17 protein-coding genes are annotated in these 20178 nt (G+C 43.9%); 6 read left to right on the top strand and 11 right to left on the bottom strand.

The features are described from left to right. Window positions 1–423 precede the first annotated feature (423 nt). From F0261_RS01410 to F0261_RS01370, 9 genes are all read right to left on the bottom strand, one after another. Window positions 424–954 (bottom strand): acyloxyacyl hydrolase, encoded by a 531-nt coding sequence (locus F0261_RS01410; protein WP_014977873.1) that lies wholly within the window; start codon window positions 952–954, stop codon window positions 424–426. A 136-nt stretch (window positions 955–1090) separates the two neighbouring features. Beyond that, window positions 1091–1921 carry an ABC transporter substrate-binding protein gene (locus tag F0261_RS01405; protein WP_014977874.1) on the bottom strand — a complete coding sequence of 277 codons (831 nt, stop codon included), beginning with the start codon at window positions 1919–1921 and terminating at the stop codon, window positions 1091–1093. After that, entirely contained in the window at window positions 1902–2705 is an 804-nt protein-coding gene (locus tag F0261_RS01400) for a hypothetical protein (protein ID WP_253819156.1), read from the bottom strand. The genes F0261_RS01405 and F0261_RS01400 overlap by 20 nt, the downstream gene beginning before the upstream one ends. Window positions 2706–2835: 130 nt before the next feature. Next, window positions 2836–5925: an error-prone DNA polymerase gene (locus tag F0261_RS01395; RefSeq protein ID WP_014977876.1), complete on the bottom strand. Its 3090-nt coding sequence runs from the start codon at window positions 5923–5925 to the stop codon at window positions 2836–2838. Window positions 5926–5961: 36 nt separating this feature from the next. Next, a complete protein-coding gene (locus tag F0261_RS01390) occupies window positions 5962–7449 on the bottom strand; it encodes a DNA polymerase Y family protein (RefSeq protein ID WP_171337022.1) in 1488 nt (495 codons plus the stop codon). Beyond that, entirely contained in the window at window positions 7449–8198 is a 750-nt protein-coding gene (locus F0261_RS01385) for a recombinase RecA (protein WP_014977878.1), read from the bottom strand. Before F0261_RS01385 ends, F0261_RS01390 begins: the two co-directional genes overlap by 1 nt. 247 nt (window positions 8199–8445) lie before the next feature. Then, the gene (locus tag F0261_RS01380) at window positions 8446–8955 is read right to left on the bottom strand and encodes a hypothetical protein (RefSeq protein WP_014977879.1); all 510 of its coding nucleotides are present in this window, start codon (window positions 8953–8955) and stop codon (window positions 8446–8448) included. Window positions 8956–8957: 2 nt separating this feature from the next. Next, complete coding sequence (locus tag F0261_RS01375; protein ID WP_171337021.1) at window positions 8958–10709, bottom strand: DUF885 family protein; 1752 nt, start codon at window positions 10707–10709, stop codon at window positions 8958–8960. A gap of 38 nt (window positions 10710–10747) precedes the next feature. Next, window positions 10748–11083 (bottom strand): DUF1820 family protein, encoded by a 336-nt coding sequence (locus F0261_RS01370; RefSeq protein WP_039222523.1) that lies wholly within the window; start codon window positions 11081–11083, stop codon window positions 10748–10750. 189 nt (window positions 11084–11272) lie between these two features. Here F0261_RS01370 and F0261_RS01365 point away from each other — a divergent pair, with 189 nt between their 5' ends. Beyond that, the gene (locus tag F0261_RS01365; RefSeq protein WP_014947750.1) at window positions 11273–12910 is read left to right on the top strand and encodes a M28 family metallopeptidase; all 1638 of its coding nucleotides are present in this window, start codon (window positions 11273–11275) and stop codon (window positions 12908–12910) included. 243 nt (window positions 12911–13153) lie between these two features. On the opposite strand, the gene slmA is transcribed toward F0261_RS01365, so the two are convergent. Beyond that, on the bottom strand, window positions 13154–13741 hold the full coding sequence (slmA, locus tag F0261_RS01360; RefSeq protein WP_012516568.1) for a nucleoid occlusion factor SlmA: 588 nt from the start codon (window positions 13739–13741) through the stop codon (window positions 13154–13156). Window positions 13742–13856: 115 nt separating this feature from the next. Continuing rightward, on the bottom strand, window positions 13857–15086 hold the full coding sequence (gene coaBC, locus F0261_RS01355; RefSeq protein WP_171337020.1) for a bifunctional phosphopantothenoylcysteine decarboxylase/phosphopantothenate--cysteine ligase CoaBC: 1230 nt from the start codon (window positions 15084–15086) through the stop codon (window positions 13857–13859). Window positions 15087–15295: 209 nt separating this feature from the next. Here coaBC and radC point away from each other — a divergent pair, with 209 nt between their 5' ends. From radC to F0261_RS01330, 5 genes are all read left to right on the top strand, one after another. Then, on the top strand, window positions 15296–15973 hold the full coding sequence (radC, locus tag F0261_RS01350; RefSeq protein ID WP_014977884.1) for a DNA repair protein RadC: 678 nt from the start codon (window positions 15296–15298) through the stop codon (window positions 15971–15973). Window positions 15974–16065: 92 nt separating this feature from the next. Further along, window positions 16066–16419, top strand: coding sequence for a hypothetical protein (locus F0261_RS01345; protein WP_014977885.1), 354 nt, complete (start codon window positions 16066–16068; stop codon window positions 16417–16419). A gap of 94 nt (window positions 16420–16513) precedes the next feature. Further along, window positions 16514–17203, top strand: a complete 690-nt coding sequence (locus F0261_RS01340; protein ID WP_014947754.1) for a YjbF family lipoprotein — start codon at window positions 16514–16516, stop codon at window positions 17201–17203. Beyond that, on the top strand, window positions 17203–17952 hold the full coding sequence (locus F0261_RS01335; protein WP_171337019.1) for a capsule biosynthesis GfcC family protein: 750 nt from the start codon (window positions 17203–17205) through the stop codon (window positions 17950–17952). Before F0261_RS01340 ends, F0261_RS01335 begins: the two co-directional genes overlap by 1 nt. Then, window positions 17949–20051 (top strand): YjbH domain-containing protein, encoded by a 2103-nt coding sequence (locus F0261_RS01330; RefSeq protein ID WP_171337018.1) that lies wholly within the window; start codon window positions 17949–17951, stop codon window positions 20049–20051. The genes F0261_RS01335 and F0261_RS01330 overlap by 4 nt, the downstream gene beginning before the upstream one ends. Window positions 20052–20178: the final 127 nt, after the last annotated feature.

Here is a 20178-nt window from a genome sequence, read left to right as displayed (position 1 = left end):
AGTGAAACGTATTAGCGCCGATGGTAGTGTGGGGTTTCCCCATGTGAGAGTAGGACACTGCCAGGTCCCAATTAAGAAGAACCCGCCTAACGGCGGGTTTTTTGTTTTCCGCAGAAAGAAAAATAATGGGGTCAGAGTACATTAATACTTCCAATTCTCCTCGAAATCAAAACAGCCCTTGACCCAATGATTGCGGAATGAAAATGTACTCTGACCCCCAATATCTCCTCCTCTGTTTTCCAACCCATGCTATGGGGAGCCTAAAGGCTTTACTCCCTTATCATAAAGAGGCCGAGGGACACGTCAGCTTGAATATAGAATAATGGGGTCAGTGTACTTTTTTGAATGAATGATCTTAACAGTGTAACAACACAGCCTAGCGTCGTTGTTTGCAGTGTAGAAATGTACTCTGACCCCATTTCTTTAAAAGTGGTAGGCGTAGGATAGGTTCAGGAAGTCTAATCCGGGGTTGTCGTTGTTAAAGCCGCCGTTTGAAAAGTGCATATAGCGCAGTGCGATATGTTGTTTCTTATCGATCTCTACAAACACACCTAATCTGTCTTCGAACTGATAGTTAGATCCAATATCTTTACCAGCGACTTTCTGATTACCTATGTAACTCGCTCCTATCCCCGCTTCTATATATACGGGATATTTGTCATAGAGCGTTGAAACCTGTTTCATAAATACAGGAGTTAATGACGCGCCGTAGCTTGTGCTATGTGTATCGTTTTCACCATACTCCCACACTACGGCACTCACTTCCCAATATAGCTTTAGGTCGCCAAACCAATCAGTAGTAAGCGTTTGTTCAAGTGGCCTGTATGCGAAGCGCATACCATCGATATCGTCAAAGCCGTGCATATAATCTACACTCACGGTTTGTTTCGCTTGTACGCTACTTGCGGTGAAAATAATGAAAAAAGAAAATAGAAGTAGTGATGCCTGTTTCATAATTGCTCCTTGATCTGATAATCAACAAGCAAAATTTTTTCCAATTAAAAACTATCGTAATTTCAAAGGGATAATAAAAACTAAATGCCGAACTATTCCACGCGAGTAGTGTAATTTACTGACACTGTTGAAGTTTTTACAAAGGTGTCCAGCGTGTATCTGCACTTACATGTTGCTCTTCAATCAGACGCTCAATCAGTTGCTTTGTATCTTCAATACCATACTTCGCTTTAATTTCATTTATGCTTTCAGATTCTGAAAGTATAAATGTATTGAGCTCGGCAATGATCTCGGGGTGTTTTAAGGTTGATAGCGAAAATGAGACAACGTTGTGTGGCAGGGTTAAATCAGCGGCAAATGGTCCCATTTGCGGAAAGCGACGAGCAACGTTTTTAGCGGCATTATATTCCACATCTAAAGCATCTACGTTATCGCTCTGTAGAAGATTAAGCCCATCATAAATACTGTTTACGCCTGTTACTTTAACGGTACCGTTCTTAATTTGCTGTTCCCACTTTACAGGGGAAAATCCGTCTGGCGTGGCAAGTTTTGTTATATGAGTAACTCCTTTACCAAGGTTATCTGTTTTAACCAAAGTCACGGCGAATGTTTCTGCTAGAGGTTCAGAATACACTTTGTTAAGGCTATGGGTTATTTGATCATACCATCTGGCGTTATCAGGAAAGACAAAGTCTACATTGCCTTTTTTCAATTCTATTTGAAGGCGTTTAACTGGCATGCTCAAGTATACAAAGCGATGTCCGCTTTGCTTGGAGAATGCTTCAAGAATAGCCCAACCCAACCCCTTTTCATGATCCGATGAAAAGTTGTAATACGGATAATATTCAATATTTTGAGCGCCTACGATATAGGTGTCGGCTGAAACAAAAGGGCTTGAAAGTGTGCATGCAACTGGCAGTACCACCATTTGCACAAAGCGACGAATACTATTTCCAAACCTCTTCAATTTTCAATCCTTGTTCTATCAAAAGCTTCTGAGACAACTGCTCGAAAGGGGTTATTCCGTATTTTGTTTTTATACTATCAATTAATTCTGGATTTGAGGATATGAACTTATTAAGTTCATTAATAATGTCTTGATGATAAAGCGTAGACAGGGAAAAAGGAATTTCATTATGTGGAAGTGTCAAATCTAAAGTAAATGCGTCTTGCTCATATGATAGAGGAGCAGATCGCTGGCTAACGAAATACTCTAAATCTAACCCGTCTACACGTTCTTGGTACAAAAGCGCCAAGCCTTGTTGAATATCCGTAACCCAAGTTATTTGGGTACGTTGAGTGTCTATTTTTTCTTGCCAATTTACCGGTGTGAAGCCTAACGGCATGGCGAGGTTTTTAATGTTTTCGATGCCTTTCCCAGCGTTCTGTCGTTTTACAATTGTCCCCGTTACTGCGCTGGTTAATGGGAGGGAAAAATACTTGTTATTTGAAGTGGTAATGCTGTTATACCAGCCTCTATTATCAGGGTATACAAAGTCAACATTACCTTTAACTAACTCGAGTTGAAGCCGTCTTATAGGCAAGCTTAAATACACAAACTCGTGTCCCGAAGCTTCAGAAAAAGCTTCTAAAATTGACCAGGCAACCCCTTTATCTGTTGATGATGCAAAATCGTAATGGGGGAAATAAGCTAAGTTTTGTGCGCCAATCACATATTTATCTGCATAAATATTAAGGCTAAACAAACAGCCAATGAAAAGCCCAATACATCGCATCATTCTAAACTCCAAAATGACTACAGCAATTTACAATATACAAATAAATTATCTTTGAAGCATTTCCTTGAGAGGAAGTTTTTTAATACAAAAATAAATCGCGTATCTATACACCATAATTTATCGTTTTGCGGGTGTAAAATATTCAGTGAAAATCTCTTGAACTTAATGACAGCTTTTCGAGCCACGGCGTCCGATCAATAAGCTTACCTGCGATGATATGAATAACTCCCTCTTTGGAGCGTTCAATAATACCATTTACCTGTAACAGTTTAGCTTTTAAGAATGTTTGTTGCTGAGCGCGAGCGGTAGCTTGCCACACCACAACGTTCATATTGCCTATATCATCTTCTAAAGTTAGAAAGGTAACGCCTGCGGCAGTGCCTGGTGCTTGACGACCTGTTACTGCGCCAAGCACTTTTACAACTGATTTATTTGTCTTGTCTTTAAGTGAATTAGACCAGCTTATGTCTTTAAGCTTATGCTGCTTCTTGAGTAAAGAAATAGGGTGGTTATTTACTGATAAGCCGGTTGAGGCATAGTCTTCAAGTAAGTTTTCTGCCTCGGTCGGTGCAGCACCCAGCGGTGTGGTATTTTTATCTGCATAAAATTCGTCGGTATCGAAAAGTGGTAGACGGGTTTGGGTATCCATAATTCGCCAGCGGGTTTCATACCGATTGCCTGAAATCGTGCGAAGAGCATCGGCGCTAGCCAGTGCCTCTAGTTCATTACTTTTAAGCGAAAGCTGCTGCAACTGCTCGACATTGGTGTAGCCCTTATCTGAACGGTTTTCCACGATAAGCTGAGACGATGCTTCACTTAAGCCTTTAATAAGCTTAAGGCCAAGCTGAATGTATTTTTCTTGGCCTTGTACCACCAGAGAATGCTCAACGTCAGAGTGGTTAACACAGGGCGCTTCTACCCGTATGTGATGACGCTTAGCGTCTTGAACTAATTGGGACGGGGAATAAAACCCCATGGGCCAGCTATTTAACAGCGCTACGTAAAACTCAACGGGAAAGTAAAACTTCAACCAGCAAGACACGTAAGCTAATACGGCAAAAGACGCTGAGTGAGATTCAGGAAAGCCGTAACCTGCAAAGCCTTTTATTTGTTCAAATAAGTTGTGGGCGAACGTACTGTCATAGCCTTTATCCGTCATACCTTTAATAAGCTTGTCTCTGAATTCAAAAATTCTGCCGTCCTTTTTCCAGCTCGCCATGGCGCGCCGCAGCTGGTCGGCTTCTCCGCCACTGAAGCCAGCTGCAACCATGGCAAGCTGAATCACTTGCTCTTGAAAGATAGGCACGCCCATGGTGCGAGACAGAACTTTCTCCACATCTTTAGATGGGTAGCTAATGGTTTCGTTGCCGTGTCGGCGTATCAAATAAGGGTGGACCATATCACCCTGAATCGGACCTGGCCGTACAATGGCTATTTGTACGACCAAATCGTAATAGCGACGAGGCTTTAGCCTTGGCAGCATAGACATCTGAGCCCGTGATTCTATTTGAAAAACGCCTACCGTATCGGCCCGACAAATCATATCGAAAACTTGTTTGTCATCTCCAAGCTTAGTAATGAACGGAATACTGGTTTCAACAGGATACTGTTTATTGATAAGCGAGAATGCGCGACGTATAGCGCTTAACATCCCAAGTGCCAGCACATCGACTTTTAATAGGCCTAAGGTTTCAATGTCGTCCTTATCCCACTGAATAATAGTGCGTTCTTCCATCGCGGCGTTCTCAACAGGAACAAGATCGTAGAGCGGCCCTGCGCTAATAACAAAACCGCCTACATGTTGCGACAAATGTCGGGGCGTTCCCAGTAAAGCTTCGGTAAGGGTAATTAACTGCTGCACCCTAGGCTCTTCAGGGTTTAGCCCAAGCCCTGCCAGCTGGGATTTCCACGGAATAACGCTGTCTCGGCGATTAATCTGCTTTACCACAAAATCAAGCTGTGATTCGCTAAAGCCCAGCGCCTTACCCACATCTTTAAACGCTGACTTAAAGCGATAACAAATAACCGTAGCCGCGATAGCGGTTCTTTCCCGGCCGTACTTTTGATAAATGTATTGGATGACCTCTTCACGGCGTTGATGCTCAAAATCCACATCAATATCTGGCGGTTCGTTACGCTCTTTGGAAATAAAGCGCTCGAACAGCACACTTATTTGCCTTGGGTCTACCGCGGTTATTTCCAAGCAATAGCACACTACCGAGTTGGCCGCAGAGCCGCGCCCTTGATACAAAATGCGTTGTCGCTTGGCAAATTGAACAATGTCGTAAATGGTTAAAAAGAAATACTCGTACTCTTGTTCGGCAATAAGCGTAAGTTCTTTTTCTATGGTTTGGCGGATATCAGAGGTTATACCTTCAGGAAAGCGCACTTTTATGCCGGCCTCTACACGTTCCCGCAAATACGAAGTGGGCGTATATCCTTCAGGTACAAGCTCTGCAGGATAGTGGTAGCGCAGCTCTTCTAAAGAAAATGTGAATGCGTGGGCAAGGGCATTGGTATTGGCAATCCATTTCTCAGGGTAAAGCTTTTTAATTTTTTGTACGGTTCGCAGACAACGCTCTGCATTACTCAACGCATCCCGACCTATTTTATCTACACTGGTATGCACGTTAGTAGCATGCAATACATGTTGAAGCGGCAGTCTGTCGGCGTGATGCATGAGTACACCTGTACAGGCAATAACAGGAAAAGGGTAGGCAGACTGTAGATGATTGTAATGTGCAAACCTGTGGTGATCCCGTCCGTCTAATAGGCGCTGAGCGCCAATATAGGCATCAATGCTCGGGTGTTTTTGCAGCCATTCAGCCCAATGCTTGTCTTTAGCTTCTTTGCCGCTTGGTAGCCAAATAAATTTGCAATGGCGAATGGTACGCAAGTCCCACTCAGCTAGTTGATATTCACCTTTCTCAGAGCGACGCCTCGCGTTAGTAATAATTCGGCACAGTTCGCTATAGGCCGCTTTGTTCGGGCACAACAGCACAAAAGATAAAGTGTCATCAAATACAAAGTAACTACCCACAATAAGCGTAATCGGTAGACCCTGATGCTTAATTTCATCGAAAGCTCGTACTACTCCCGCCACTGAGCATTCATCGGTAATGGCAAGCGCGTCGTAACCAAGGAAAGATGCCGTGGTAACAAGCTCTGCGGGGGAAGAGGCGCCGCAAAGAAAGCTATAATTGCTTTGGCAAAAGAGCTCACTGTATTTCATGATATTGCCTTTACCCTTTTCTTTAACCGCATACCGCTAGCAAAAAAGGCCCTGTACCCACCAGCGGCTCTCTTCATCTTTAAACACTAAAAGCCTTACGCATTGCTCAGTTTGGGCGATGAAATAATCGCGCTTTGTTGGGCTGTCATGCCACCACTCGCTGTGTAATCGCACGGGGCCAAAGCAAATTTGGGTAGCCTGAATAAGCGGTTTAGGTACATCAAAGGTGAAGGTGGGCGTAATGTCACTGCTATAAGCGTAATTACCGGCACAGTTACCGGTGCTCGACTCTTTCACTGTCATATATTCAAACTGATGGCTGTCAGCAGCGTGAGGTTGAAACGTACTGTTATCGCCTAGCTTCGCGTTTAAGCGCCCAATTAATTGCTTTTGTGCAATATCGTTAAACCTGTCGCTAAAAAAGTCGCCATTCTGCGTATCCATTTCTTCAAATTGCTGACAGGTGAGTGCAATGGCTGTGGCTGGCTCAGGCAACACCAGATTCTCAGTTTTAAGACTAAACAACGGCAGCCAACTTTGTACTGAGGACTGAGGAAGTGCCGAACGTATATTAATATCCATTACAGGTGCTTCTCTGAAATGAATATGTACACTGATGCTGGATGTATATAAGTTTCTTGCCCGTAAATAGTGAGACAAATGCTCAAACTGCTGGCTGACAAAAGGGGTTAGATGCTGCGTGTTTTCAATATCAAAAGGCAATAGGATAAAGTTATCGAAGTGCTCCAAAGGCCTAAATAACGTAACGCGTGGAAAGGTTTCTCCCCTTAACGCAGTAAGATACATAATAGTGTTATTGTCAAAGCGTCGACCCAGTTCTTGTACCGGCATTGCCAACAGCTGTTTTACGCAGGAAACGCCCACCCTTGCCAGCGAGTCAATGACTTTGGGAGATAGAGCCGTAATAGAAAGCGGGCACGCACTTAGCGCTTTTTTTATGTCATCGGATGTATGTAAGTAGGTATTAAATTTATGAAGCGCTAATACTTTTGCAGCCTCAATTGTCCATGCGCTAGCAAAATGATAACGAATATCTGCTTCAGCCAGAGCTTGAGTTAAGGTTTTCCACAGTGGCGTATGGCCGCCATAGTAATGAGTTAGGTTATCTAGCCTTACTGCCAGACCGCTGACACTATTCGAGTGAATGTGGTTGTCTAATACGATGTCAGAAGCCAGTGGATAAAGCCGATGGGCTAACTGCGTCAGCATATGCTTTTCGGCTTCTTCACTGAAAGGCAGAATATGTACGTAAGGACATAGCGCCGCCGCTTGGGCTAGTCCATGCCCAATTTCAATGCCTTCTTTTTTCGCAATATCATTACACTGCGTAATTTTGTTTGTTTTACTGCAGTACACTGCAACGGGAGTATTCGACGCTAACGCTGAATACTGGTTGTTAGTTTCGTGCTTCGACAACTGGCTATGTGCACGCTTACTTCTAGCCGCTTTGATATGGCTGTCTAAAGTTAGTTGATAGCAGTAAATATAAGCCCACAGCATCATTAGCTCACAGAGTGTAATGCCTGATCGGAAAGCGTGTTGTGTGCCATGGCCCATTTAATGGCCTGATTGTCGGGTGTCCACCGGTGGGAAATAACAATGTTATCTTTGGGCCACCCATGACGCTGCTTGCGTATGTTCACCGCCAAAGCGTGGGGTTTACCCTTTAGCGCGATATCCAACGTAATGGGTAATGCACTGTCGCTTTGATTCGAAGGAGTGGCTTGTGAATCACTTAAGCTGGCCTTCGGATAACCTAACTGTGATGCCTGCTGTTGCGGTGGAGTATACAGTAAGCACAGCGCATCATTATGCGTTGCTGCTACCTGTAGGCGTCGTGCTTCTTTTTGATTTACAGCATTACTCCACAGCACTACGCAATGGCAAGCCGTACTTTTTAAACATTGCTCCGCTGCCCACAACGACTCTTGTTCAGAACCTGGTTTTACTACCAGCACTTGTTGCGCTTTAAGCCCCAGATTTTCTAACCACGGCGACTGTAGTAGCCCGGGAGGGTTAATAAATACCACCAGCTTATGCGTACGGTGTTGGCATATAACCTGTTTAAAGAGTGAAAGTTCACCCATGCCGGTTAACGAAGAGATACGGACAAGACCTGTAGATGCAACGCCACCGTTAAGTGCTTTATCCAGACGCGGAAAACCCAGTGAAAACTTGGTTTCACTTTGTCTCTGATCTCTGGCCCGCCAAATATGCGGATGGTTATTAAGCACGGATAACGATTTATTCATGGTACTCAAAATGAACTGTATTTTTATACAGTATTATAGTGCAGCAATAACCCTTTTCAAGACAAAAGGTTTTTGACTTGTTGTTTTAAGTGCTAACTTACTGATTAGTTTGGAAAGGTAAAAAGATTAAACTTTTAAAAGAGTGGGAACATGGCTAGGGTCGCAGGCCTTACTACATAGCAAAGCAGACGACCCTGCCATACAGTTAGCGCTGTATAAGCGCTAACGAGGGACGTAGAGTAAAATGTTACTCTTCAGATGGTTCTTTTTGAGCCTTTGCAGTCGTGCCACTTACTGTTGCTGTAACGGTTTGGCAAAAAGCAATGAAGCCGTCGGCCGTATTTTTTGACCACACCATACGCACGTTGCTAGGGAGTGCTTTCACCACCTCACGAATTTCCTCAAGAGTGACTTCTTCATTCTGCAACGCTTTATTTAAAGACTCTTCAAGAGACATGCCTTTTTCACAACAAGCCATAATAATGGTTGAAAAGTTGCGCATAAGCGGGTGCAGCGCATTGTATTGAGTTTGGTCGATAAGGCGGCTTTTATAGGCACTTTCAATACGCGCAGTAAGGTTTTTTTCCAACGCATCTGTAACAAGAACAAGGTTGCGATAAGCATACGTAACCTTGTTATTGGTCTGTTTATTCGAGTGACGCGATAGCGCCAGCTCTTTCTGTAAATTCTGCGCTCGCAGCACAAAGTAAATTAAAAACAGGATAAGTAATCCAATAACACCAAATGCAACGATCATGTTTATTGTGCCTTTTGTTCTTCTATAAACGTATTGATGTTTTGCTCCAAGATAAACAATGGAACTGAGCCGTTTTCTAACACGGCGCGGTGGAATTTACGCACATCAAAACGCTCGCCTAATGCTTTCTCTGCTTTCTTGCGAAGGCCTTTAATTTTGATTTCACCAATCTTGTAAGACAAGGCTTGCGCTGGCCAAGAGATATAGCGGTCTATTTCAGTATTTACGTTGTGTTCTGAAAGCGCGGTGTTTTCCATCATATAATCAACCGCTTGTTGACGGCTCCAGCCCATCGTGTGCATACCGGTATCCACAACCAAGCGACACGCACGCCACATTTCGTAGCTTAAGCGACCGAAGTTGTCGTACGGCGTTTCGTAAATACCTGCTTCAATACCTAAAAACTCAGAGTACAGACCCCAGCCTTCACCAAACGCTGAAATATAGGTGTTACGACGTACCATAGGTAAGTCTTCAAGCTCTGCTGCCAACGATATTTGAAGGTGGTGGCCAGGCACTGCTTCGTGCAAGGTCAGTGCAGGCAATGCATACAAAGGGCGCTTATCGAGGGCATACGTGTTTACCCAGTAATATCCTGGCTGATCATCGCGGCTAGGATGAATGTAACGGCCCGTTGTATATTTGGGCGCGATAGCGTCTGGTACAGGCGCTACACCGTAAGGCGTTCTTGGCAGATACTCAAAGAGCGAAGGAAGCTTTGCGTCCATTTTCTTTGCAATGAACGACGCCTCTTTCAGTAAATCTTCAGCGCTGGTGGCATAGAATTGCGGGTCTTCGCGTAAAAACGCAATGAAGTCGTTAATGTCGCCATCAAAGCCAAGCTCATCCACAATTTGCTGCATTTGCGCGCGAATGCGTTTTACTTCAGACAAACCTAAATCATGGATTTCCTGAGGCGTCATATCCGTGGTGGTGTAATGCTTGGCTCTATTGGCGTAATACGCCACGCCATCAGGCCAATTATTCGCGGCAATATCTTCACGGGCATTAGGAATGTATTCATCTACCATGAAGTCGAAGAACATTTGATACGCAGGCAATACGCTGCTGTTTATTGCTGTCTTGCCTTGCTCCGTTAGCGCTGATTTTTGCTCGGCAGTAAAGTACTCTGGAAAACGGGTAAATGGAGAATAAAAGCCACTGTCCACTGCATTTTCAACAATGTATGACGCCACCGAGTTCTCAAACCCTTTCAGCACGACTTTAGGCTGCGTGTAGCCTTCTTTTAGCGCCTGTTTCATGTACGCAATTTGTTGGTCAAAATAAGGTTTCAGCGCATTTAGGCGGCTAATATAGGCCTGATAATCTTCTACGCGTTTAAAGGTGGATAAATTAGGAAGCGAGGCCATTGCACCGTGAAAGCCATATTCTGAATTGATAGGCACTAAATGCGCGCGATACGTATATTCGTCCACATAGTTAGCTAAACGATATTGTTGCATCAGCAAGGCAATATAGGCATCAGTAGAGATGTCTTCTTTTTTATACTGACTTAAGGCCTTTTGAAAAGTACGCCATTGTTCATTTTGTGCTTTCAGGGCTTTGGGTGAGTTGTCTGGTAATACGTGAGCGAGTGAAGTATCGCCTTCGCGAGAAGCTAGAAGCGGGGAAACCGAAAGCTCGTATTGCCAAATATCGTCAAGTAATTGATACAAGCTTTCATCGTTAAGGTCCTTTGCAGATGAGCTAACGCTGCAAATAAATAATAATGCTGCTAAAACATAGCGATACATAAGGGTCTCCGGCAACCTTCACCGGAATGACCCGGCGGTTACTCTTTCGTTGGTGTATATATTGGACTAGGGAAAGCAGTTACTTTATCAGATTTATTTTCTAATTTAGTAATTTTGGCCGAACCTTTTTTATTTACGGCGTCAATGCGCAAAATGTTGTGCATAGGAACATAAGTTTTTGTTACTTCAGAAAATTCGGCTTTTAACCTTTCATGGCTAGGGTCTACAACAACACTTGTGTGGGTATCCCACACAAAGTCACCTATCTCGATAAAGCCAAACAAAGCGCCCTGAGTAAGGGCTCTAACGTAAAGTTCGTAACGTTCTCCATTGCTGATGAACTGAACGCGGTAAAGAATATCGTCTTTCGACATAGATGCTGCTCTTCACTAAAAAAACATAACAATATCCGGAAACGGAGCCGGCATGCGACTGACAATTTTACCTTGCTCATAAAATGCGAGCAACGGTAGGAAACACATGGTAAACGTAAGCAGTTTAATGGTATTCCGCCTATTAACTGCGTTACCATGATGCACACTTAGTTATATGGTGAAATTAGAATGATAAAAAAACTCCTTATAGGTAGTGCAATGACAGCAATGACCTTTGCTGCTACTGCCCATAACCACGCATCGACAGACAATGCTTTTAACCCTGATACACAGCGAATCAAATCGCATCTGTTTTTCCTAGCAGATGATTTGCTTGAAGGTCGTGACACGGGCTCTCGTGGCCATGAAATTGCGGCGCTATATATTGCGACCGAATTTGCTAAATATGGTTTGAAGCCAGCGGGTACAGACGGCTACATGCAAAACGTAGCGTTTCGCAAAGCGAATCTGGTTCAAGAGTCTCCCAAGTTTACTTTCACGCAAAACGGCGAAACCGTCGATTTTGACTACCCGAAAGAATATCTAGCTAGCCCAAGCTTGCTTAGCACCGAGGCTAATGTAAAAGGTGAAATGGTCTTTGTGGGCTACGGCATTGTGGCAGACGAGCTATCTCACAACGATTACAAAGACTTAGATGTAAAAGGTAAGGTTGTTGTAGCGCTTGCTGGTAAGCCAAGCGACTTTCCATCAGAAGAGGGCGCTCACTTTGCATCTGGCTATCAAAAGCAAAAGTATGCGGTAGACAATGGCGCTATTGGCATGATCACTATTACAACGCCTAAAAATGAAAAGGTACGCCCTTATCAAAGCCGTTTGAACTACATCCATACGCCGCGTATGGCATGGTTAGACGACAGTGGTCAGCCTGCAAATAGCTTTTCTCAGCTTAAAGGTGGCGCTTACATGAGTGAAGGCGCTGCGCGTAAGTTATTTGAAGGCGCAGAAAAGAGCCTTGATGACGTTTATGCACAACTTGAAGCCGACAAAGTACCGCAAGGCTTTGCGTTAAACGGCGTGGTTGATATCAGTAAGACGAGCGTACACGACACCATCACTAGCCCAAATGTTGTGGGTGTACTTGAAGGTTCTGACCCAGAGCTTAAAAACGAGTACGTGGTTTTCTCTGCTCACTCTGACCATATCGGTTTTGCCAAGACCGTGAAGAAAGACAACATTAACAATGGTGCCATGGACAATGCGTCTGGTACGTCAGTGATGTTAGAAACTGCACGCCTGTTTAGCGAAATGGAAGAAAAGCCAAAGCGCTCAATTCTGTTCGTATCGGTAACGGGTGAAGAGAAGGGCCTGCTAGGTGCAGACTATTTTGCTCGTAACCCAACTGTACCGGTTACTTCAATGGTGGCGAACGTAAATCTAGATATGCCAATTTTGACTTACGAGTTTGCAGACGTTATTGCGTTTGGCGCGAACCACAGTGATTTGCAAGAATCAGTGGAAAAAGCGGCGGCGAATGCCAACATTGAACTAAGCCCTGATCCATGGCCTGAGCAAGCGTTATTCACTCGCTCAGATCACTATGCGTTTGTAAAGCAAGGTGTGCCTTCAGTGTTTATGGTGCCGGGTCTGAAGTCTAAAGATCCTAACGTAGATGGCAGCAAGGTGTTTGGTCAGTTCTTATCTACGCACTACCATAAGCCTAGCGACGACATTAACCAACCATTCAACTGGAATGCGGCAGAGACTTTCACCAAGGTTAACGCGCAAATTGGTTGGACACTAGCAAACCAAAAGAACAAGCCTAAGTGGAACGACGGCGATTTCTTTGGAAACACGTTTAGCAAGTAAGTCCATATTTATTAAACATTAAAAAGCAGCATTTTTATGCTGCTTTTTTGTGCCTGTAGTTTATGGATAGTGACTGAAGTAATGAATTATGTGCATGTTGGAACGCTGAGAGCTGAACTCGACAGCTGTCTGATTTAATTTCACTTTTTGCATTAATTTTGAAAAGTGTTAATGCAATATAGAATGAGAAACAAGCAAGAAAAAAGGCGCTTGAAAGCGCCTTAGTCGTAACTTAATTGGGTTCTAAACAAACATTTGCTTGAAAGCAGCCCACTGTTCATTGAACTGCTCAGTTGGCTTACGCGTAAATCCACTGCGGATAAAGCCATTAATACGGCCATCGGTGTAGCAAATCATCATGTTAGCGATAATCGCTTCATCTGCAGAAAGGGTTTTACCTTCGCGTAGCTTGCGCTCTCTTAGCACTTGTTTAAGCTGCGTTTCTAAACGCTCGAAAAGCTTTGCTATGCGCGCGCGCAACCGGTCTTGTTCACCCATTAAGGCATCACCATTTAATATTCGAGTAATACCCGGGTTCTTCTCAGCAAAGCCCAAAATAAGATGAAGAATAAGCTGACAACGCGTAAGCGAGTCTTTCTCTTCATTCACAATCTTATTGATGCGCGTGAAAAGTGTTTCTTCAATAAACTCGATAAGCCCTTCAAACATTCGCGCTTTACTTGGAAAGTGACGGTAAAGTGCCGCTTCAGACACTCCCACTTTTTCCGCTAATTTAGCAGTAGTGATACGTTGACCTGGGCTGGTTTCTAACATTCCAGCAAGTGCTTGCAGAATTTGAGCTCTGCGATTTGTTTTTTTGACAGCAGGCATGACGAAAGTATTTCCTCCGCTACCGAGTTATAGCAACTCGGGCTCCATGTTAAGTTGGCTTACACCAAAGCGTTTATATTTATCGTTTTTATTATCGACACTTAATAAGCATCTGTTAGTTTTTATTGTTTAAAGCGTAACGCTCTGCAATAAGTGCAAGTAATTGACCCGCTAACTCGCTTTTACTGGTTGCAGGTAATCGTTTATCACCATCTTGCCATATTACGTGCAGTGCATTTTTATCACTGTTAAACCCCAGACCCTCGGCAGTAATATCGTTAGCCGCAATCATGTCTAGCTTCTTTTTGGCTAGCTTCGAGCGCGCATAATCTTCTACATTTTGGCTTTCGGCCGCAAAGCCCACACAAAATGGTCTGTCTTGGCTGGTGGATATAGTTGCTAGAATATCAGGGTTTTTAACAAAAGTAAGTGTTAACTCATCACCGGTTTTCTTAATTTTATTGTCGGCAACGCTCACGGCCTTGTAATCTGCTACAGCAGCCGTACTAATAAATATATCTGTGGAGGCTCTAAGCGTTTGACAAGTATTAAGCATTTCCTCTGCGGTTGTGACATTAATACGGTCACAGCGTTCGGGCGTTTCAAGCGACACAGGACCTGCCACTAAGGTTACATTTGCCCCCGCGAGTGCTGCTGCCTGAGCGATGGCAAACCCCATCTTTCCTGAGCTGTGATTTGAAATATATCGTACAGGGTCCAAAGGCTCTCTAGTTGGTCCCGCTGTTATCGTAATATTCTTTCCCGATAACGCCATTAGCGACGAAGAAAGGGATAAAGCGTTTCTCTCTGCGTCATTTATTACATTGGCAATATCAACAGGCTCAACCATTCGACCTGAACCCACATCGCCACAGGCTTGTTCACCACTTGCTGGGCCAATAAAGGTTACGCCGTGTTCTTTTAAAATATCGATGTTGCGCTTTGTTGCTACCGCTTTCCACATTTGCTGATTCATGGCAGGAGCAATAAAGAGTTTCGCTGTTGTTGCAAGGTACAGTGTAGTCAGCAAATCATCTGCCATACCGTGAGCAAGCTTGGCAATAGTGTTCGCAGTTGCGGGAGCGATAAGTAAGATATCGGCCCATTTTGCCAATTCAATATGCCCCATAGCGGCTTCGGCAGCAGGGTCAAGCAGCTGGCGATGCACTGGATTTCCTGACACGGCCTGAAGTGATAATGAACTAACAAACTCTGCAGCAGAGTCTGTTAGAACCACACGCACGTTTGCGCCTAACGCAGTAAGCTTGCGCACAAGATCAGGTGCTTTATAAGCGGCAATCCCGCCAGTAACACCTAGCAAAATATTTTTGTTAGCAATAGACATAGAAGAACACAAAATCTCTAAATTAGCGTTAGCCTACCATGGTGACAGAAAATCGGATAGCTGAACGAAAGTAGGTCTTGTTTCGAAAGCGGCGTATAAGCAGTCTTTAAAGGTGGTAAAAACCATTAATAAACCCGTCTTTTATACAGTCGTTTCTTTGTCACCATTCATCTATAAACAACCTTTTATAGAATAGTCGGGCTAGATGAATGTCGATAAAAGTATGGCCAAAGAATGAAAGGCCAAGAGAAAAATTATTGCAGCATGGGGCTGAAAACTTAAGTGATGCTGAACTCATCGCTGTCTTGCTGGGAAAAGGTGTGAAAGGAAAAAGCGCTGTGTCTGTGGCACATGAACTTCTCAACGAGCTAGGCTGCTTACGGGGTGTGGTAACAGCAACGAAAGAACGGTTTGCCAAAATAACGGGAGTTGGACCGTGCAAGTATGCGCAGTTTCAGGCGGGCTTTGAAATATTTAAACGCAATTTAGAAATAAAGCTGAAGCGTCAGGATGTTTTTAATAATGTAGATGATACTAAACGTTATCTACAGGCAAAGCTAAGAGACTGTGAGCGTGAGAAGTTCGCGCTTTTAATGCTTGATAGCCAACATCAGCTTATTGCTTTTCGCACTATGTTTAACGGTACGATCAACAGTGCAGCGGTCTATCCAAGAGAATTGATCAAACAAGTAATGATCGATAATGCAGCCGCGATCATTTTGGTTCATAATCATCCTTCAGGCGTTGCTGAGCCTAGTCATGCGGATATACGATTAACCGCAGAGATCAAAAGCGCAATGGCGTCGATCGATGTGCCAGTTTTAGATCATTTTGTGGTTGGTGATAAAGAAACTGTTTCATTCGCACAGCGAGGCTTGTTAAGATAAGAAATCTAAGTCATTTGTCGATTATAATCTAGTCAAAAGGTTGAAAATGATTTAGCATAGGATTTAGTGGGTTATTTTATTAAAGGACTGTTATGAAGAAGTCAATCATTGCATTATTTGCAGCTGCAACTATGGTTGCAGGTGTTAACGCTCAAGATGGTGAAGGTGGTAGTGGTACTACTGGCATCGGCGGCGTAAGCGGCGGTGTGATCGCGTCTGGTGTTGTTGTTGCGGGTATCGTTGCGGGTGTTGTAAACAACAACTCTGCTGATGCACCAGGAAATGGCGGCACTACTCCAGGTCAACCTACTTGTGAAGGTGACGACCAAATCGTTGATGGTGTGTGCGTAGGTACAACCGAAACTGTTACTGTAACTACCTCTGGTTCTGTAACAAAAACCATCACCGTACCTGTTACATTTACTTACGCACCGACCGTACAGTAAATTTAAGAGTATTCGAAAAAGCCGCTTTTTTTAGCGGCTTTTTTTATTTTTATAGCAAAGTTCATTTGTTTTTAGTTTTTGTCGGCGCATTTTAATGAAACTACACACTTTATTTGCCCTCTCGGGTGTTGTTTGCCTTTTTCTTTCCGGATGTTCCACCACGTCACTAGCGTATTACAACACGCTGAAGCTCGCGTTAAAAGATAGAACAGTTAGTTATACAGTTGAAGAGATTGCTGCTAGTAAAGCTGATCTTATGCAAATTAAAGCGGGCGGAAGAGACGCAGCCTCGCTTGCCCTTGCGTATATCGATGGTGAAAAGTACCGGTGGGTATCTGGTGATAAAGTCATCTTCACCATGCACCATGGCATTATCGTTAAAACTGAAGGTTTGGATCACGACCTATACTACACGGGAAATCTTCAGCACAATCCGCTTGCCACCAACAATGTTCTGCCATTCAATTGGAAACGCAAAGTTGATATTGCTTCCATAGGTTACGGTGTGCCGGTTGACTCATCTTGGCGAATAGAAGGGGAAGAAACTCGCGAATATTTAGGCTTTTCTGTTCCGGTAATTAAGGTTATCGAAACCGTAGAATTTTCTGAATACACGCCATTTATCGACGTAGGGTTGTCGTGGGAAAACACGTATTTCTTGCACAAATACTCGAAGGAACTTCTGGCCTCAAAGCAGCAGTTCAGCCCTGAAGGAGACGTTTACGATATGGTTTATTTAAGCCGAGTAGTACGTGAGATGAAGACACAAGGAGCAACGCAATAATGAAGTATATCTATACGCTTTTTATTGCCCTAGGCCTTACTGCAGCTACCAAGTTATATGCAAATGATAACCTTGTTAGTGTCATGATAAACAAGCAAACCTATCAGTTCGACAGGCCGATACGACTATCAAGCGTACTGTCCATTGTCGCTGATAATGGTGATTGGTACTGGCCTTCAGCTTCAGGCTTTGATTTAGCTAATCCTAAAGCTGAAGAAGAGAAAGAGATAGCGCTATCTCAAATTAGCGGACTGCTCAATCAATTTGATGCCGATTCTGAAACACATAAAGCCCTTCAAAATCTCTATGATCAGGTAAGCTCATGGACGGTGTCTACACGCATAGACATGCCAATTTCCTACAATCGAGCAAGGTTGTTTTTTGAAGACAACCCTATGTTTCAGCCAGGTAAATACTGGATTCGACTAAATGGAAGACCTGACGTTGTGCATTTCTCTGGCGCTGTTGTAAAGCCTGGTGCGTACAAGCATCAAAGCGATACGTCGGTTTATACGGCTGTTCACACGGTGAAAAAAGCGGTTGATGCCGACAGAAGTCATGTCTACGTAATTGATCCAATGGGAAATATTGAAGAAAAGGGTATTGCTTATTGGAATTTAGATTTTGGGCAGCTTATGCCGGGCAGCCAAGTCTATGTTCCTATCTCATCAGAACTCTTTAGCAATAAACTTAAGCAATTAAATGAGCGCGTAGCCGCTTTAGCAGTACATAGGGTTTTACCTCAATGAGTGCGCCACTACTTTCTAAGAAAAAAACACTCGCGCTTGTAATTGGCAGCGCGCTTTCTTCTACCGCTTTTGCTGATACTCAAGTTCGCGTTACCCCTTCGCAGATGGTGCAGGGCGGAAATGGTCTTATTCAAACCCCAACGGCTCGTATGCGAGACGAAGGTGGAATGGCCATTAACTATACCGACAACGGCGAATATCGCTTCTGGTCCGTTAACATTCAGCTTTATGATTGGATGGAAGCAACTGCCCGTTATACTGACGTGCGCACAAGACTTTACAGTCAAGTTGAATCATTCAGTGGTGATCAAACGCTGAAAGATAAAGGCTTAGACGTTAAATTCAGGTTATGGAAAGAAAGCTACTATCTGCCAGATATCAGTGTCGGCTTCAGAGACTTTGGTGGAACAGGCTTTTTTGAAAGTGAATACGTCAACGCCAGTAAATCTATCGGTCCATTCGACTTTCACCTGGGCTTAGGCTGGGGATATCTCGGTACAGCCGATGACATCAGCAATCCGTTTTGCGAGCTTAAAGACAGTTTCTGTGAACGCCCAGGGGGCTTCTCTGGCCGCGGTGGTAAGGTAGACTACGATCAGTTTTTCAAAGGAACAACCGCATTTTTCGGTGGTGTGGAATACCAAACACCATGGGAGCCGCTAACGCTAAAGCTTGAGTTCGAAGGGAATGACTATTCTCGTGACAGAGCTGGACAGCTAGAGCAAGATTCTCGTTGGAATGTTGGTGCAGTGTATCGTTATAAAGACTTCGATTTCACGTTGAACTATCAACGAGGTAATACTGTTGGTTTCGGCGTTACGTATCGCTTTAATATGAATACGGCTTCGCAAATAAAGTTCGATGAACCACCTAAGAACCTGATGGGTAGAAAGGTGCCACAAGACGTGAAAAATGTTGATAAATCCCGTCTTTACAACGACCTTTACCGGTCGGGGGGCTTTGTACTGTCTGATGCTGAAATTAAAGAGGACAGCGCTACGTTTTACGGTACACAGGTTGCCTATCGTGACCAGGATGAAGCCATTGAGCGAATTGGTCGCGTGGCGGCCTCAGAGCTTCCAGATTCCGTAAAAACCTATCATGTAGTAGACAATCGCGCAGGTCTTCCTTTAGTTGACACGCAGGTGGATGCCGAGGCCTTTATTGCTGCAGCGCGTTACGAATCTGTTGACGCAGATATCACTGAAACCTACGTCAGAACATCACCCTCAAAAGAAGTGCTCGACGCCTATGATCCTGCCAATACATCTGGCTTCTATTACAGCGCGGATTTCTTCTTTACCCAATCATTCGGTAACCCAGAAGATTTCTATCTGTATCAAACCGGATTATTGCTAAACGGCGGTTATGCCTTTAACGAAAACTTCGCAATCATGAGCAGCGCCAGGGTTACGCTTCTAGATAACTTCGACAAGTTTAACTACTTGGTAGACAACGAAGAAGTGTCGCTTCCTCGCGTGCGTACTCGAGTTCGTGAATATGTGTCAGCAAACGATGTATGGCTAGATACAACATTCTTACATTACAAAGACACCATTGCAGAAGACCTCTATGCTCAAGCCTACGCGGGTTATCTAGAAACCATGTTTGCTGGCGTAGGCGGTGAAATACTGTATCGTCCCGTTGATAGCAATCTAGCTTACGGACTTGATATTGCTTACGTAAAACAGCGCGATCCTTACAGTCAAACAGGTCTGGAAGACTACACAGCGGTCACTGGACACGCTAGTGTCTATTGGCAGCCAGAATTCTTAGACGACACGCAAATTACCGTAAGTGCTGGACAATTCTTAGCCAAAGATAAAGGCGTGAATATTGATTATGCGAAGCGTTTCGATAGCGGTATCATTGTTGGTGCATATGCGGCATTCACTGATGTATCGTCAGAAGAATACGGCGAGGGAAGCTTCACCAAAGGCTTCTACATTTCGATACCTACAGATCTGTTCTTGTTAGAACCTACCAAAGGTCGCGGATTATTCCCATGGGTGCCGATTTCTCGTGATGGCGGTCAAATGCTGCGTCGACCCACTCGTTTGATTGACATGACTGAAATAAGGTCACCATTTTTTGATTAAATAGAAATACGCCGCGTTCGTGTGGCGTTTATTCTCGTGCGGATATCTTAGATGCTTAAATGCGAATATAAAATTAAAGCGTAGATTGCGTATTTATTCATAGCCTAACCGCTTAGGGAAAAGTACA

The organism is Alteromonas sp. 07-89-2 (genome assembly GCF_013113925.1).
In the GTDB taxonomy this organism is placed as follows: Bacteria; Pseudomonadota; Gammaproteobacteria; order Enterobacterales; family Alteromonadaceae; genus Alteromonas; species Alteromonas macleodii.
This window is presented reverse-complemented; position numbering and strand designations above follow the sequence as displayed.